Raw genomic sequence first — 16,161 nt, 5'->3', positions numbered from 1 at the left:
CCGATACCCGGGCATCATGGGCTCCGCAGCGCGCCCCGCGTATCATGGGGGAGGTTGCAGCCGAGCACATGAGGTCTCCGATTGAATCAGATTGACACCCTGGTCGCAGGCCAGGGGCTGGCCGGCAGCCTGCTGGCCATGATGCTTGCAGACCGCGGCGTCGACGTCCGTGTCGTGGCACCGGGGCCGGAGGGAAGCGCCACTGCGGCGGCGGCGGGCATCCTCAGCCCCTTTACCGGGCCACGCTATCAGGCACCGGCACGCCTGGGAGAACTTCTCACCACCGCTCGCTCCACCTACCAGAGCCTGGAAGCCATCCTCGGCTGTTCGTTGTTCACGCCGCAGCCGATCTGGCGCGTGCTTCAGGCGCCGGAGGAGATCGGGCAGATCAAACGCCGACAGGACCAGCACCCCGCCGGCGACTACCTGCCGTCTCCCACCCGGGAAGGATTGCCCGAGGGGGTAATGGCACCCTATGGCGCCAGCTGCATGCACGGTGGCGGGCATGTGGCTCTCGGTCAGCTGCAGGAGCATGTTCGCCGCCACCTGCACGCCGCCGGGCGACTCATCGATGACACCCTGGCACCGGAGGCAGTGGTGTTCGAGACCGACGGTACCGTACGCTGGCAACAGTGGCGCGCACGCCGGATCATCTTCTGTGACGGGGCGGGTGCATTCGGTAACCCGTGGTGGCGGTACCTGCCCTGGCGGCGCTCCTGTGGCGAAAGCCTGACCATTGCCTCCGAAGCACCCCAGGGGCAGCCCGGACTGCCCGGCGCCATCATCACCGGTGGCAAATCCCTGGTTCCCCTGGACGACGGAACCCACCGACTGGGAGCCACCTACGACCGCGACCATGCGGCGTGCCACCCCACCGAGGCCGCACGCCAGGAGCTGCTGGCTGCCCTGCCCCGGCTGCTTCAGGATCCTCCCCCGGTGCGGGTCGTACGCGGACACGCCGGCGTCCGCCCGTGTTCGCACCCGGGACCCCCGTTCATCGGCATGCACCCGGAAGACGACCATATCGGGATCCTCAACGGCCTGGGCTCCAGGGGCACGCTTCTGGGTCCCTGGCATGCAACCCGCCTTGCCGACCATATCGCGCTGGGGCGACCGCTTCCGGCAGACGCCGACGTGCGCCAGCGCCGGGATCTTCCATGACCCGTCGACCGCTGACAGCCTGGGTCCACGAACTTCTGGGCGGCGTGTCGCGGCCCGGCGACACCGCCGTCGATGCGACTGCGGGCAACGGCCTGGACACACTGTTCCTCAGTCGCGCCGTGGGCGTCGACGGCCATGTGTACGCCCTGGACCTCCAGGCTGCCGCCCTGGAGGCCACCCGGCGCAGGCTCCACGCCGCCGGCACGCTGCCCCGGACGCGGCTCATCCAGGCGGACCACGCCGAGCTGCTCGCCGTGCTCGGCCATGAACTCCAGGGCCGGGTGCGAGCCATCACGTTCAACCTGGGCTATCTGCCGGGCAGCGACCGCGAGGTCGTCACCTCAGCGGCATCCACGGTGCCGGCGCTGCGGCAGGCGAGTACTCTTTTGATGCCTGGAGGACGGATGACCATCCTCGCTTATACCGGGCACCCGGGCGGTCAACTGGAGGCACGCGCCGTGGAAGAGTGGGTCAACGCCCTGGGGCGGCCGTTCCTGGTGCGTGAAGTACGGCCACCGGGGACGCCGGAGGGTGCGCCACGGCTGATGGTGGTGGACAGGGACGATTACTGAGGGTGAAGCAGATTCAGATACCGCCGGACGGCGGCGGCCGCGTGGTCCGGCCACCGCCGCCGTGCGGTTACTTTGCGGCGTCGCGCCGCTGCTTGCGCACCTTGGACGCCTTGGGCCGCGTCTTGCCGTAGCTGCCGCGCGCGATCTTTCCGCGACGCGAGCGCTGATCACCTCGTGCCATGCTTCGTCTCCTTGCCATCAAACAGTGGAACCGGGAATGGTAAAGTGCCGGGCTGGTGAACGAAAGCCATTCCACCGTTGAACAAGGATGCACCAGACGCCCATGCACCATGAATCACTGTCCATCCGCACCGACGGGCGCGGTCTCATCGACATGACCAGGGAAGTCAGCCGCAGGGTGACCCAGAGCGGCATCCGGTCCGGTCTGTGCCATGTGTTCATTCACCACACCAGTGCGTCGCTGCTGATTCAGGAAAACGCCGACCCCTCCGTGCAGCGCGACCTGGAGCGCATTCTTGCGCGCCTGATCCCCGACGGCGACCCGCTGTTCGAACACGACATGGAAGGCCCGGACGACATGCCGGCCCATGTACGCAGTGCCATCACCCAGACCACGCTCACCATTCCGGTTGCCGACGGGCGCCTCGCACTGGGGACCTGGCAGGGCATTTACCTCTGGGAACACCGCCATCGGCCTCACCAGCGCCATCTCACAGTCACCCTTCAGGGCAGCTGAACGCGCGGCGGGCGGTCCCTACCAGGGGATGGGCTCACCGTCCCAGGCAAGAAAGCTGCCAGAATCCTCCGGGCCCAGTCCACTGATGACCTGGAACAGGCGCTCCACCGTGTATTCGGTGCTGAACAGCTTGCCCTCCGGCACCCGTGACTGGAATGGCTGCGACAGCCCGGTATCGGTGGTTCCGGGGTGCAGCGCCACGCACACCAGTTGCCGGGACCGGCGCGCCAGCTCAACGGACAACCCGCGGGTGAACATGTTCTGCGCCGCCTTGGCACCACGGTAGGCGTACCATCCGCCCAGGCCGTTGTCACCGATACTCCCGACCCGCGCGGACATATTGGCCAGCACGGCGTGCTCCCGATGGGTGAGCAACCGTTCGAATGCTCGCGCCACCAGCAATGGCCCGAAAGCGTTGACGCGGAAGCTGCGCTCCAGATTGTCCAGGCGCACGTCCGCCAGGCGCTTCTCCGGTTTCAGGTCATGGTCGTCATGGAGCAATCCGGCCACGTTGAACAGCAGGTGCAGGCGCTCACTGCGGGCACCAACGGTGGCCGCGGCATCGTCAATGCTGCTCTCGTCGGTGACATCCAGGGGCACCGTCACCAGCCGCTCCGGATGCGCTTCGGCGAGCTCCTGGAGCCCTTCAGCACGGTCCGGACGGCGCGCGGTCGCATAGACCCGGCCCACCTGCGGCTCATCGAGAAGCCGGCGCACGCACTCCAGGCCAATGCCGCGGCTGGCGCCCTGAATCAGGGCGTGAAATCCTTCGGGGAAGCGTTCAAACATGGTGGCTGCTCACGAGTGAAGTTTCGGGACCCGCGGCCAAACAGCCGCTACCCATTTGCCCGCGCCGGGGTGCCGGTCATGGTGGAGCGGCGTCTCCGCTGCTGGATCAACTACTGGCCGTCAGGCCCCCGGTCAGCGCCACACCGACCATCACCGCCGCGTAATGGCAGCTTGCCGCCGCCACCACGAAGGCGTGCCAGATGGTGCGATGGAACGGCAGCCGCCACCAGAGGAAAAACGGTACACCCAGGCTGTACAGCAGGCCACCGGTGATCACCAGCACCGCGACGCTCAGAGACGCCGACGATACCAGCGGTTGCAGCACGAACACCGCGCTCCAGCCCAGCGCCAGGTAGAACAGAAACGCCTTGCGCGGCTCCAGCGCACGCCGCCGGAACAGGCGCAGACCCATGCCGAAGAGCGCCATGGCCCAGATGAACAGCAGCAGGGTCCAGCCGGCGGCACCGCCGATGATGAACAGGGTCAGCGGCGTGTAGGTCGCGGCGATCATGAACAGGATGCCGGCATGGTCCAGTCTCTGGAACAGCCCCGCCCACCGTGAACTGTCCGACAGGTCGTGGTTGCTCAGCATGGAACACCCGAACATGACCACCAAGCCGGCGCCATACACCGCCAGAGTCGCCCAGACCAGTGGCGTGGCGTCACCCGATAGCCCGGCCGCCACCAGCAAGGCAATCAGCCCCGTCACCGCGGCTACCATGGCCAGCCAGTGCACGCTGCGGTCCGCCCATTGTTCGGCGGTAGTGTACGCCCTGAGGATCGCGCCCATTCTTGCCCTGCTCCATCTCGCCCGCTGGCGGAACATGCCAGCGTTTCGTCAGTAAGCTAACATGCCCACCGTGATCGCCCTATTACAGAAGTACTCCGCAATCTCGGTGCCGACCGGCCTCCTCGCCGCCGCCCTGCTGGCCCTGGCGGCCGCGCTGACGGCGCAGCCCGCGGTCGCCGCGGAGGCTCGCTGGCAGGCGCTGGACGACGCCCTGACCCAGGGCCAGCGCCACGACAGAATCTGGCGTTTCGGCTGGGGTGGCTTCCACGGGGCCAACCTCGGCCGCAACATCTACCTGGCCAGCGAAGGCTCCGACCGCGACACCCGCTTCGACGCCCGTGTGGATTCGGTGAAATCGCTACTGGCCCTGGGAACACTCCTGCTGGAATCGCCCCCCTACCCCGAGGCGCGACACCGCCTGCAGGACCTGCGCGCCTCCGGGCATCCGGACGCGCTGCACCGGGCCGAGCAGCTCATCGCCGAGACGGCACGCATTGAAGCGCAGCGTCGGCGACCGGGCGCCCTCAAGGGTGCGCTGGCGGTGAATATCGCCGCCGGAGCGACCATTGCCATCGGCGATGACCGCACCGGTGACGGTCTGCGCAACGCCGCCCTGGGCATGGCGGTATCCGCCATCCAGGTCTGGACCCGCCCTACATCCGCGCAGGGTGCAACCGCTCGCGCCGGAGCCACAACCCGAATACCCGGCGGCGACCCGCCGCGACTCCACTACCGGATGGTCATCGCGCCGTCTCAAGCCGCATTGGCTCTCTACTGGTAACGCCCCCCGGGCGCCCTGGATCGCCTGGAAGCATGGCTCTGCTACTCTTTCCACAGGGAAGGCGAAAACAGGAGCCGAGCCATGACGCACTACGTCTGCACCGTGGAATTCCGGGATCGCGCATCCGGAGCCATCGACCATTTCGTACGCGAACTCAGCGCCAGCGACGGCAGTGTCGCCAGCGACGAGATCGAGCGCGCGTTCCTGACCGAACATGCCGGTGACCAACGCGATCTCGAGATCGCCGAGATCGTCTGCATGCCCGAGGGCAATCACTGATCCGGCCGGGGTCAGGACTGCAGGTCAGCCGAACACCGTTACCGTCTGGCGACTGAGAGCGATCAGGTCGCCGGCGCGTGTCCACAAACGGGCCTGGGTCTGCCCGTAGCCGTCCCGGGCGTGATCCAGAGTGGCCTGATACAGCAACCAGTCATTGGCCTCGATGGCGGGCAGCGGCTGCACGAATTCCACGAACCAGGTCAGCGAACTGGAGGGTGCGCGCTCAGTCAGCAACGGCAGTGTTGCCGGCGGCCACGCGTCGATCAGGCCGAGCAGTTGCAACGGTCCCAACGGCCCGGCTTCATCCCGGAACCGGATCCAGCCGCCCATGTCTCTGGTCGTCGCGCCGGTGAACGGCAGGCTGCCGATGCAATAGCGGTACTCGAAGAACCGGGTGAACGCCGGATTCACCCCCTTCCGGTAGATCACCGGCTCGACCTCGTCCGGTGCTGGGGCGCCGACCGCCGGCTCCGCCGGCATGACCGCCCCGGACGCCCGTGCCTTGCCGAAGCTGGCAAGCACCGATGTCTTGACCTCGCCGTCCTGCGCCGCCTCTGCCTGGAACTGGCTGACACTGCCGCCTTCACGCAGCGCACGCGGGGTGACGTGCACGACGCCGGGGCTCAGCGGCCCCACGAACGCAATACTGGCGCTGCGCAGTTCCCGGTCGGGATCCACGTGACGCATCACCGGCTCCATGGTGATCGCCGCGGCCAGGCCTCCGAACAGGGCACGTCCCTGGGCCCATTCTCCACTGACCTCAACGGTGTTGTTACCGGACCCGCCCAACGCTTCCAGGATTCCGGAAAAATCCCCCATCCCCCCTCCTTGTTGTGGTTTTCGCCCGTGACGCGAGTGTCCTGCAGGACACCAAGCTAAACATACTGAGCCGCGGCATGCGCCGATGCCCATGCCCACTGGAAATTGTGCCCACCGAGATGACCGGTAACATCCACGACTTCACCAATGAAGTAAAGCCCCGGCACCCGGCGGCTGGCCATGGTCTTCGAGGAAAGCTCGTCGGTATCCACCCCGCCCAGGGTCACCTCGGCCACGGCGTACCCCTCGGTGCCCACCGGCACCACCGTCCAGGCACTCAGGCGCTGTGCCAGCGCCTCCAGGGCCGTGCTGGAATAACCGGCCAGCGGGATATCCGGCAGATCGTCGCCGAACCAGTACTGTGCCACCCGACGGGTCAGATGCTCGCCCAGCAGGGTGTGTGCCCGGGTGCGGCTGCCGTCGACCCTGGCCCGGTGAAGGGCCTCACGGACCCGCTGATCCGGGTCCAGATCGATGGCGACCGGGGCTCCGTCCTGCCAGTATGATGATGCCTGCAGCACCGCCGGGCCGCTGAGCCCGCGATGGGTAATGAGCACGTTCTCCCGGAATGCGGCATCCCCGGCCGCGACCACGGCGTCCAGGGACGTCCCCGCCAGTTCCCGCAGTTCGCCCATGACCCCCTTGTCCAGCACTAGCGGCACCAGGGCCGGCCGTGTGGGCTGCAGCGCCAGGCCGTATTCCTGCGCCAGCCGATGGCCGAACGCCGTTGCGCCCATGCGTGGAATGGACAGGCCGCCGGTGGCCACCACCACCGCATCGGCCTCCATGGCGCCGGTGCTAGTCTGCAGCCGGAACGGCCCATCACCGCTCACCGCATCCACCGATGTGCCGGTCGCCACGGTCACGCCACCGGCGGCACACTCGGCCAGCAGCAGGTCAACGATGGCCCGGGCCTTGCCGTCGCAGAACAGCTGCCCCAGCTTCTTCTCGTGGTACGCGATGCCATGGGATTCCACCAGGGCAATGAAATCCCAGGGTGTGTAACGGCTTAGCGCAGACTTGTGAAAATGCGGATTAGCGCCCAGGAAGTGCTCGGGACCGCTGTACATATTGGTGAAATTGCAGCGCCCACCCCCGGACATGAGGATCTTCCGGCCCACCTTGCTGGTATGCTCCAACACCAGCACCTTGCGGCCGCGCTGGCCCGCCAGGGCGGCGCAAAAGAGGCCTGCGGCGCCGCCACCGATGATGATGACGTCATATCGGCTCACGCCGGATCCTCGCCGTCCATGGCGGCGACTGCCTGCTGCTGGCGCCAGAGGGCGGCGTAGACGCCGTCGGCGGCCAGCAGTTCTCCGTGCTCCCCCTGCTCCACCACGCGCCCCTGGTCCAGCACCACGATGCGGTCCGCATCCATGATCGTGGACAATCGGTGAGCAATGGCCAGGGTGGTGCGCTGGCGGGCTACGGTGTTGAGCGCGTGCAGGATAGCCTGCTCCGAGGCGGAATCCAGGGACGAGGTGGCCTCGTCCAGCACCAGGATGGGCGGATCCTTGAGCAGCACCCGCGCGATGGCAATACGCTGCTTCTCGCCCCCGGAGACCTTGAGCCCCCGCTCGCCCACACGCGTCTCTAGGCCTTCCGGCAGGCGCGCGATGAAATCATCCAGATCCGCCAGGCGTACCGCGTCGAGAACTTCCTCCTCACTGGCGTCAGGCCGGCCGTAGGCGATGTTGTAGCGGATGGTGTCGTTGAACAGCACGGTATCCTGCGGCACCACGCCGATGGCCCCACGCAGACTGTCCTGGGTGACGTCGCGGACATCCTGACCATTGACGCTAATTGCACCGCCGTCGACATCGTAGAAGCGGAACAGCAGCCGTGCGATGGTGGACTTGCCGGCACCGCTGGGGCCCACCACCGCCACCTTGGCGCCCGCCGGAATGGCGAAGCTCACGTCGCGCAGGATCGGACGATCGGGCTGGTAGGCAAAGTCCACGCGGTGAAAGCGCACTTCTCCACCATCCGGAGCCAGCGGTCGGGCACGGGGATGATCCTGTACGCTGGCGTCCTCGCCGAGCAGCCCGAACATGCGCTCAATGTCCACCAGAGCCTGGCGGATCTCCCGGTAGACGAAGCCGAGCACGTTCAGGGGCATGAAAAGCTGGATCATGTACGCGTTGACCATCACCAGGTCACCCATACTCATGTCGCCGCTGCTGACCTGGATGGCGGCCATGGCCATCATCACGGTGATGGCGCCAGCGATGATCAGGGCCTGACCGGAGTTCAGCGCGGCCAGGGAGAGGCGGTTCTTCATGCGGGCGGATTCCCACGCCTCCAGATCCCGGTCGTAGCGCTGGGCCTCGTAGGCCTCGTTATTGAAGTACTTCACCGTCTCGTAGTTCAGCAGACTGTCCACGGCGCGGGTGTTGGAGCGGTTGTCCATGGTGTTCGCCTCGCGTACGAAGCGCGTGCGCCACTCGGTAACCACCACGGAGAACGCGATGTAGATCACCACCGCGGCAATCACCGTAACCACGAAACCGGGGCTGAAGGCAAAGAACAGAATCACCGCCACCATGGCGATCTCCAGCACCGTGGGCACGATGTTGAACAGCATGAACCGCAGCAGGAAGCTCATGCCGTTGGTGCCGCGTTCGATGTCCCGGGCCAGGGCCCCGGTCTGGCGCGACAGATGAAACGACAGCTGCAGGCGATGCAGGTGGCGGAACACCTCCAGGGACGCCCGCCGCATGGCGCGCTCTGCGACACGGGCGAACACCGCATCCCGGAGTTCGCCGAAGAACGTGGCACCGAAACGCAGCAGGCCGTAGCCCACCACCAGCGCCAGCGGTACCAGCAGCATCACCTCCTCGCCCCGTTCTTCCAGGGTGTCAACCAGGAACTTCAGGGCGACGGGCACCAGCACGTTCGCCACCTTGGCCAGCACCAGGCAGGCGACGGCCACTGCGACCCGCCCGCGGAACTCCAGGAGATAAGGCAGCAGGCTGCGAATAATGCCCCAGTTGGGACGCACACCAACATCGGCCGTTGTCGCGCCGGAAGACCGCAACGCTTTCCCCTATTTCACCGGGGGCAGACCGCACCGCGCCAGGATCCGCCGCACCAGAAGGACAAGCCCGTGACCGGGCCAGAAGAGCAGCAGAGGATAGAGGAACATCATGAGCAGCACAAAAGCGGGATCAGGCATCCACACCTGCTCGATGCCCATGGGCTCGGTCAGCCAGTTGATATTCCGCTCTGCCTCGGTCAGCAACCATGTCGCGGGGAGCACGACCACGGCCAGGGCGGTCTGTAACAAGGGAGCGCGCCGGTCGTAACCGACACGGTGCAGCGCCCAGACGATCAGCACCGGCAGAAAGATGTGATACAGGGAAGTCGCCCGCGCCAGCAGCGGGTTCTCCGGGTTGAACATGTAGGCGGTGAAACTCCCCCACGCGCCGCCGCTTATCGCCCCCAGGAGAAAGTCGGGAGTCCAGAAAATGCCGACCATCACGACCGTCCCCGCCTGGCTGGACAGCAGCAGGCGGTTACCGGTCCAGAGGCTGTAGAGGACCAGGAACTGGGCAATGTTGCACAGCCAGAGGAAATTCTGTGGCCCGTATCCCCAGAGGATGACGGGGATCCAGAACACCATCCAGAGACTGAAGGTGATGGCCGCCCGGCGCAGTGCCGGATCGGCCGTCGCGGTCGCATTCAGCGCGGTCATGGACTATCGCCTGTTCACACGGCACGGGAGTCGCCATGGTACCGCACCAGTACGCACTGTCAGGAGGTCTGGCCGCGGCCGAGCTGCTCCTCCCAGACCCAGGGAATCCGCGCACCGCCCTGGACTATGGCCTCGATGTCCTCGGCCGACACCGGATGTCGCACCAGAAAACCCTGGAGTTCGTTGCAGTTGAGGTCACACAGGAGCTGCACCTGGTCGTGGGTCTCCACGCCCTCGGCCACCACACTCATCCCCAGGGCATGGCCGATGCCGATGATTGCCTTGACCACGTCGCGCCCGGGCCCGGCCTCGCGCATGGCATCGATGAAGCTGCGGTCGATCTTGAGTTTGTCCAGGGGCAACCGGCGCAGGTAATTCAGGGACGAGTACCCGGTGCCGAAATCGTCCACCGCGCAGTGGACGCCGAGCCTCTGCAGTCGCTCCATGACTGCAACCGCTCCATCCAGATCAGTGATCATGCTCTGTTCGGTGAGCTCCACCACCAGGGTCCCCGCAGGCAGTTGGTGGCGGGTAATGAGCTCCTGAACCGCGCCGGCAAGATCGGGGTCATGCAGTTCCCCGCCGGAGACATTGACGCTGATCCAGAACGGCTCGCGCATGCACGCCCGCCACGCCGCGGCCTGTCGGCAGGCATGTTCCAGCACATAGCGGGTCAGCGTCCGCGAGAGCAGCGGATCGCGCTCCGCCACCGGGATGAACTCGCCCGGGCTGACGCGTCCGAGCTGAGAGCAGGTCCAACGCGCCAGCGCCTCACAGCCCACCAGCAGCCCGGTGCGGGCATCCAGCACCGGCTGATAGTGCAGTTCTACCCGTTCGCGCTCCAGGGCCCGGGAAAGCCGCTGTGCGATCCGATCACGGCGGGAAATGGCGCTATTCACCTCACCGCTGAAAAACACCGGCGCCTGCTCGCCGGCAGCCTCGGCGCGGCCGGCGGCCAGCCCGGCCCGATCCATCAGCGCCAACGCCTCGGTGGCGTCTTGCGGAAACATGCTGGCGCCGAAGCCGACCATCACCTCCCGTGTCCCCCCGCTGATGTTGTAGGGCTGACGCAAGGCATCGCAAAGCTCGCGCATCCGCTGCGCCGCATCGTCCTCCGCGGTGACCTGCGTCGCCACCACACAGAAGGTGTCCGCCTCCAGCCGACCGAGATAGTCCCCTGCGCGCAGGGCACAACGCAGGCGCTCACTGAACAGCTCCGCGAGGTAGTCCACCCTCTCCCGCCCGTAAACGGCCAGCACTTCGTCATAGCGGGGGAACCGTATCTGGCCCACGGCAACGCCCTCACCTCTCTCCCTGGCCGAGACCAGGGCACGCTCGAGCAGTTCCACGATGATGCTTCGCCGCGGCAGACCGGTGACCGGATCACGCAGCGCCGTGTGCTCGATGGCCTCTCGCGCTTCAGCGATACGCACGTTGAAATGCAACTCCTGTTCCACCAGACGCGCGAAGTCCCGCAATCGACGCCAGCCGACATCACCCAGGGTGCGGGGCCGCGTATCCAGTACGCATAGCGTGCCCACCGGAGCATCCCCGGGCCCCAGCAGCGTAACACCCGCATAGAAGCGGATTCCGGGCTCGCCGCGCACCAGGTGGTGCTCGCGGAAACGCGGATCTGCCTGGGTGTCCGGGATCTCCATGGCTCCGGCCATCAGCGTGTGGTTGCAGAAGGCCTCATCCCGAGGCGCGCGTTCGATATCCAGGCCCACCCGGGATTTGAACCACTGGGTGTGCTCGTCCATGAGCGCAATGAACGCCATGGGCGCTTCAACGACGTCGGCAACCAGTCCCGTGAACTGATCCAGCCGCTGGTCCGGGCGCGTATCCAGGAGCTCGCGTGACAAGAGCTCCTGCAACCGTCGCGCCTCGGACTCATTGCCAAACGAGGAAGACAGGAAATCGGGATTCAATGGGCCACCCTGTCGGCGGGTTCAATGACACTGACCAAGCGCCGGATCACGCCGCTGGCCGAACTCGCAGCCGCAATCGATGTTTTCCGGGGTCGCGGCACCCCCGGCCGCGCCGCGACATTTCCCGGTATTGTATCTTTACGGATCGCGACCAAAGTGTGGGCTGTGTCGCAGATTGCTGGAACCACCGCGGAATACTGTAGACTCCGCTGGCCATGAATCTGCGCATTCTCTATCAAGACGACGACCTGGTTGCCGTGGACAAGCCCGCCGGCTTGCTCGTGCACCGCACCCGGATTGCCGATGAGCAGGCTGCAGCGCTCCAGCAGGTGCGGGATCTGGTGGGCCGCCGGGTGAACCCGGTCCATCGTCTGGACCGCCCCACATCCGGCGTGTTGCTGTTTGCCTTTGAGGCCGACACCACCCGCCTGTTGCAGGCCATGTTCAACGACGGCCGCGCACACAAACGATACCTGGCCGTGGTTCGCGGTCATGCGCCGGAGCACGGCGTGATCGACCGACCATTGCGTCAGGACCGTCACAAACCAGAGCGCTCCGCACGCACGATCTACCGGCGGCTGTATACGGCAGAGGCGCCGTTCCCGGCGGGCCGCTACAACACGGCTCGCTTTTCGCTGCTGGAAGCCGAACCACAGACCGGGCGGCTCCACCAGCTCCGGCGCCATTTCGCCCACCTTCGGCACCCGATCATCGGCGACACCACCCACGGTGACGGCAAACAGAACCGGGCCTTTCGCGAACACGTGGGCGTCCACCGCCTGTTACTCATGGCCCGCGCGCTGACCCTGCCACACCCTCGGCATGGAGAGGAGCTGCGCGTGCTGGCACCGTTACCCGAAGAATTCCACGTTGTCTGCCAGACGCTGGGCTGGCCGTCGCCGCCGGATGCTGATGCCGCCAGCGACGGTGTTCAGACCATCAGCCGTTCTTGCGCTTGAGAAACGCCGCCATGGCCTCCTTCTGATCCGCCATGACCCGGGCCACCGCGTCCCGCTTGCGCGCCTCACCCAGGTACTCCTTCACGCCCGGCAGCTGATCATAGACGTCCACGTCCAGGATCTTGCGGCCGGCATCCCGCAGCAACGGCAGGTGGATGATCGCGTTAATGTCAGCCTGACCGAAGGCCTGGCCATCCAGCGGCCCGTCGAAACGGCTCAGCGCCGCCAGGGCGTCGGCACCCCGGCGCAGCACGGCTGCGGCTTCCTTCTTGGTTTCGTCACTCACCGTGGCACCGAAGAAGGCCTCGGGGTAGACGCGCCGGGCGGGCAATTCCATGTACAGCTCGATGACCCGGCTGATCTCCCGCGCCTTGGCGCGGTGGAAGGGATCGGCGGGCAGCAGGGCGGGCGCCGGCGCCAGCTCTTCCAGGTAATCCAGAATCACCTGGGCTTCGGTGAACACGCCCTCGGCGGTTTCCAGGAACGGCACCTTGCCCATTGGGCTCTTGCGCAGCATATCGCCCTCCAGGGGCGTCCACGCAGTCACCTCCTCGAATTCCAGGCCTTTCTCCAGCAGGGCCGTCTTGGCGACGTTGTAATAATTGCTGACGGCAAAGCCGTAGAGTTTGAGCATTGATTGGCTCCTTGGTTGAGAGGTCATCGGGCGATGACGCGGTAGACGGGGCGCAGACTGTCGATGTGGCGCAGAACCACCATGATCACGGTCATCAGCGGCACGGCGAGCAGGACACCGATACCACCCCACAGCCAGCCCCAGAAGAAGATCCCGACAAAGATGATCACGGGATTGATGTCCAGCCGGTAGCCATGGATGTAGGGCTCGAGAACAAAGCCCACGAAGCTGCTCAGGCCCAGGTAGGCCATGGGCGCGATCAGCATGACCAGCGGGTCGTTCATGTGCATGGCCGAGATGATCGCCAGTAACACGGTGGTGACCAGCACGCCGAGATACGGGATGAAACGTAACAAGGCGGCGATCACGCCCCAGACCACCGGCTCCGGCAGCCCCAGCAGCCATAGCATGATCCCGGTCAGCAGACCTACGGCACCGTTGCTCAAGGTGATCACACCCAGATAGCGCGCGATCTCACGCTGGGAATCACGCACGACAGTCAGCACCGTGCGCCGTGTCCGGCGCGTGGAAATCTGCCCCGCGAGGTTGCGGACCAACGCCTGGCCGCTGACCAGAAGGAAATAGCTCAACGTCAGTGCCAGCGCAATTGCCACGGCGTTGTTCCGCGCACCGACCAGCAGCTGCCCGCGCCAGGATTCCGACTGCAGCACCACCGTGGTGGGCTGATTGTCCACTCCTTCGTCCGCGAACTCCTCGACGGTCTCCTCCACCTGACGGGCCGAATCGGTCATGCGGGTATAGGCCTCGTGCAGGCCGTGGTCGGAGAGCAGGAGATTGCCGATCCCCTCCGGCGCCTCCTCCATCCAGTCCATGATCGGACCGGAGACATAAGTACCGATACTGCCGAGAAACCCCACCAGCAGACTGAGCATCAACAGGGCACCAAAACTTCGCGGTACCCCACGGCGCGCCAGCCCCTGCACGGACGGGGCCAGCAGCAGGCTGGCCATGGCGGCCAGAGTCACGGGCAGCAGCACCTCATGGGCGAGGTACAGGGTGTACAGAACACCCAGGGCAAACAGCCCGTACACTGGAACGTGAAGCGCGCCCAGTGATGACTGGGAATGATCACTGTTCATTGCCATGCGTCCCCCGGACCCTGCGGCCTACATCATGCGGGCAGCAAGGCGCAACGGCAGATTCCGCAGCAGCCAGCCAACCGGCGCCCACGGCCAGCCAGGCACGCAGGCGGTCTGCGGTTCCTGCTCGATGGTACGCACCAACATGCGGCACCCCTTCTCGGCGTCCACAATGAAAGGCGTTCGCCCGACATCCTCATTGATCGGTGAACGGATGAAGCCCGGGAAGATGGTGCTGACGCGGATCGGCGTGTTCATCAGTTCCACTCGCACACCCTCTGCCAGTGCTGCCAGGCCGGCCTTGCTGGCGGCGTAGGCAGTCATTTTCCGGGGCATCCCGCGCATCGCCCCCATGGAAGAAATCGCCACCAGGTGGCCCGCATTCTGGGCACGGAAGATCTCCAGCGCCGCCTCGAACTGGACCAGGGCAGCGACGAAGTTGGTCTCTGCGGTTTCCCGGTTCGCGTGAACGTGGCCGGTGCCAAGGGGGGCACCTTTACCGATGCCGGCATTGACGATAATGCGGTCCAGGCCGCCGAAATCATCACGGAAACCCCGAAACGTGTCGAAAACGGCCTCCGTGTCGCGCACGTCCAGTTCGCGGATGCGCACCCGGGAGGCGGGATTCTCCACCTCCAGTTCCTGGCGCAGTTCTTCCAGCCGGCTGGTGCGGCGCGCGCACAGCGCCAGATCGTACCCCTTTGCCGCGAACTCCGTCGCCATGCCCCAGCCCAGGCCGGAGCTGGCGCCGGTAATCAGGATCGTCTGCCGCATTTGTCCATTACCCTTTCCATCACGATGACTGCGTGTCCGGGCCCGCCGAACCCGAAAACGCCACTGCCTGAGATTACAGGACGTACGAGCTTACTAACCTTTGCGGATGGAAAGCCAGGTCTCGACACCTTTGCCGGTATCAGGACATCGGCTCAGATCCCGTGCTCCCGCAGATGCCAGGCCAGGCCTTCCAGGTCATCCAGCCCCTGGATGTCCTCGGCATGCATAGGGATACGCAGCAGGGCCAGGTCACCCAGCTCCCGGCCGATATCGTCCAGGTAACGCGCCTCCCGCGCACGGCGACGGGCAAGGAAACTGCCGTCAGCGTCGGCGGGGATGACTCGATTGACAAGGGCTCCGCGCACCGGGATGTGGAACTCCTTCAACGTCCGCACCGCCCGCGCCGACTCCAGAATCGGCAACCGCTCCGGTGTGAGCACGAACACGAACCCGGTGCACGACGCATCGGTCATCACTCGCCGGGCCCGGTGGAACAGTCGCCGCCGCTCCAGCAACGTCTCGGCGATCCGCCGGGTTCGCCGGTCCATTCCCTGAAACGGGTCCTCGTCAGGGTCGTCAAAGGGCGTCGGTAGATCCGCCCTGCTCTGCCCCGGCGTCAGGTGCTTGAGCACCTTGCCGAGTTCGTCGGAACGGCGGTTGTGGGCCAGCAAACCGTCGGTCCAGGCCGCCATGGCCTCCGGCAGGCTCAGCAGCCGCAGCGTGTGACCGGTGGGCGCGGTATCGAAAATGATGAGATCGTACGCATCCAGCTGGTCGGCAATGAGACCAGCGATACGTTCCAGCAGTGCCGCTTCCGAAGCCCCGGGCGAATGACGTGCCAGCGCCATTTGACGGGTCAGCTCCTTGTGCATCTCCGGCGCCGCCAGTTCCTTCATGTGCTCGGTGACGGCATCGACGTGCCTGCGCGCCTGGGCATCGGGATCGATTTCCAGCCCCCAGAGCCCCGCCGTCAGCCCGGTGATGCGGTCACCGATCTCGCGCTGGAACAGGTCGCCCAGGGAGTGGGCCGGGTCCGTGGAGACCACCAGGCAACGCTTGCCCCGGGCTGCCGCATGCACGCCCAGAGCCCCCGCCATGGTGGTCTTGCCGACCCCGCCCTTGCCGCCGACAAACACGGTGCGAAGATCACTGACGCCTTCCAGCCCACTCATGGCTGCTTGCTC

General features: G+C 66.0%; 18 protein-coding genes. 6 read left to right on the top strand and 12 right to left on the bottom strand.

Annotated features, from left to right (window positions below):
* The first annotated feature begins 81 nt into the window (after nucleotides 1-81).
* A complete protein-coding gene (locus tag KU884_RS09225) occupies nucleotides 82-1,161 on the top strand; it encodes an FAD-binding oxidoreductase (RefSeq protein WP_167782368.1) in 1,080 nt (359 codons plus the stop codon).
* Nucleotides 1,158-1,733 carry a class I SAM-dependent methyltransferase gene (locus KU884_RS09220; protein WP_167782367.1) on the top strand — a complete coding sequence of 192 codons (576 nt, stop codon included), beginning with the start codon at nucleotides 1,158-1,160 and terminating at the stop codon, nucleotides 1,731-1,733. The genes KU884_RS09225 and KU884_RS09220 overlap by 4 nt, the downstream gene beginning before the upstream one ends.
* Before the next feature lie 67 nt (nucleotides 1,734-1,800).
* Here the strand turns inward: KU884_RS09220 and KU884_RS09215 are convergent, their stop codons facing one another.
* On the bottom strand, nucleotides 1,801-1,914 hold the full coding sequence (locus tag KU884_RS09215) for a 30S ribosomal protein THX (protein ID WP_167782366.1): 114 nt from the start codon (nucleotides 1,912-1,914) through the stop codon (nucleotides 1,801-1,803).
* Between the two features lie 102 nt (nucleotides 1,915-2,016).
* Between KU884_RS09215 and KU884_RS09210 the strand changes: the two genes are divergently transcribed.
* Complete coding sequence (locus tag KU884_RS09210) at nucleotides 2,017-2,430, top strand: secondary thiamine-phosphate synthase enzyme YjbQ (protein WP_167782365.1); 414 nt, start codon at nucleotides 2,017-2,019, stop codon at nucleotides 2,428-2,430.
* Nucleotides 2,431-2,448: 18 nt separating this feature from the next.
* Here KU884_RS09210 and KU884_RS09205 read toward each other — a convergent pair whose 3' ends face one another.
* Both KU884_RS09205 and KU884_RS09200 read right to left on the bottom strand, forming a co-directional pair.
* A complete protein-coding gene (locus KU884_RS09205) occupies nucleotides 2,449-3,219 on the bottom strand; it encodes an SDR family oxidoreductase (RefSeq protein WP_167782364.1) in 771 nt (256 codons plus the stop codon).
* 106 nt (nucleotides 3,220-3,325) lie between these two features.
* The gene (locus tag KU884_RS09200) at nucleotides 3,326-4,009 is read right to left on the bottom strand and encodes a hemolysin III family protein (protein WP_167782363.1); all 684 of its coding nucleotides are present in this window, start codon (nucleotides 4,007-4,009) and stop codon (nucleotides 3,326-3,328) included.
* 61 nt (nucleotides 4,010-4,070) lie between these two features.
* On the opposite strand from KU884_RS09200, the gene KU884_RS09195 reads away from it, so the two are divergent.
* Both KU884_RS09195 and KU884_RS09190 read left to right on the top strand, forming a co-directional pair.
* Nucleotides 4,071-4,790, top strand: a complete 720-nt coding sequence (locus tag KU884_RS09195; RefSeq protein ID WP_167782362.1) for a hypothetical protein — start codon at nucleotides 4,071-4,073, stop codon at nucleotides 4,788-4,790.
* Nucleotides 4,791-4,871: 81 nt separating this feature from the next.
* Nucleotides 4,872-5,069: a hypothetical protein gene (locus KU884_RS09190; RefSeq protein WP_167782361.1), complete on the top strand. Its 198-nt coding sequence runs from the start codon at nucleotides 4,872-4,874 to the stop codon at nucleotides 5,067-5,069.
* Nucleotides 5,070-5,093: 24 nt separating this feature from the next.
* On the opposite strand, the gene KU884_RS09185 is transcribed toward KU884_RS09190, so the two are convergent.
* From KU884_RS09185 to KU884_RS09165, 5 genes are read right to left on the bottom strand one after another with little or no spacing between them, the layout of a single operon-like run.
* Nucleotides 5,094-5,888, bottom strand: a complete 795-nt coding sequence (locus KU884_RS09185) for an acyl-CoA thioesterase II (protein ID WP_167782360.1) — start codon at nucleotides 5,886-5,888, stop codon at nucleotides 5,094-5,096.
* Nucleotides 5,889-5,944: 56 nt separating this feature from the next.
* Entirely contained in the window at nucleotides 5,945-7,120 is a 1,176-nt protein-coding gene (locus KU884_RS09180; protein ID WP_254432226.1) for an NAD(P)/FAD-dependent oxidoreductase, read from the bottom strand.
* Entirely contained in the window at nucleotides 7,117-8,925 is a 1,809-nt protein-coding gene (locus tag KU884_RS09175) for an ABC transporter ATP-binding protein/permease (RefSeq protein ID WP_167782359.1), read from the bottom strand. The genes KU884_RS09180 and KU884_RS09175 overlap by 4 nt, the downstream gene beginning before the upstream one ends.
* 9 nt (nucleotides 8,926-8,934) lie before the next feature.
* A complete protein-coding gene (locus KU884_RS09170; RefSeq protein ID WP_167782358.1) occupies nucleotides 8,935-9,582 on the bottom strand; it encodes a hypothetical protein in 648 nt (215 codons plus the stop codon).
* Nucleotides 9,583-9,641: 59 nt separating this feature from the next.
* Nucleotides 9,642-11,510, bottom strand: coding sequence for a bifunctional diguanylate cyclase/phosphodiesterase (locus tag KU884_RS09165; protein ID WP_167782357.1), 1,869 nt, complete (start codon nucleotides 11,508-11,510; stop codon nucleotides 9,642-9,644).
* A 215-nt stretch (nucleotides 11,511-11,725) separates the two neighbouring features.
* On the opposite strand from KU884_RS09165, the gene KU884_RS09160 reads away from it, so the two are divergent.
* Nucleotides 11,726-12,469: a pseudouridine synthase gene (locus KU884_RS09160; protein WP_167782356.1), complete on the top strand. Its 744-nt coding sequence runs from the start codon at nucleotides 11,726-11,728 to the stop codon at nucleotides 12,467-12,469.
* On the opposite strand, the gene KU884_RS09155 is transcribed toward KU884_RS09160, so the two are convergent.
* The 4 genes from KU884_RS09155 to KU884_RS09140 form a co-directional block, all read right to left on the bottom strand.
* The gene (locus KU884_RS09155) at nucleotides 12,450-13,103 is read right to left on the bottom strand and encodes a glutathione S-transferase (protein WP_167782355.1); all 654 of its coding nucleotides are present in this window, start codon (nucleotides 13,101-13,103) and stop codon (nucleotides 12,450-12,452) included. The genes KU884_RS09160 and KU884_RS09155 overlap by 20 nt on opposite strands.
* A 23-nt stretch (nucleotides 13,104-13,126) precedes the next feature.
* Nucleotides 13,127-14,203, bottom strand: a complete 1,077-nt coding sequence (locus tag KU884_RS09150) for an AI-2E family transporter (protein ID WP_167782354.1) — start codon at nucleotides 14,201-14,203, stop codon at nucleotides 13,127-13,129.
* A 27-nt stretch (nucleotides 14,204-14,230) separates the two neighbouring features.
* Nucleotides 14,231-14,977 carry an SDR family oxidoreductase gene (locus KU884_RS09145; protein WP_167782353.1) on the bottom strand — a complete coding sequence of 249 codons (747 nt, stop codon included), beginning with the start codon at nucleotides 14,975-14,977 and terminating at the stop codon, nucleotides 14,231-14,233.
* A 152-nt stretch (nucleotides 14,978-15,129) separates the two neighbouring features.
* A complete protein-coding gene (locus KU884_RS09140) occupies nucleotides 15,130-16,149 on the bottom strand; it encodes an ArsA family ATPase (RefSeq protein ID WP_167782352.1) in 1,020 nt (339 codons plus the stop codon).
* Nucleotides 16,150-16,161 lie beyond the last annotated feature (12 nt).

Source organism: Aquisalimonas sp. 2447 (genome assembly GCF_012044895.1).
Classification (GTDB): Bacteria; Pseudomonadota; Gammaproteobacteria; order Nitrococcales; family Aquisalimonadaceae; genus Aquisalimonas.
This window is presented reverse-complemented; position numbering and strand designations above follow the sequence as displayed.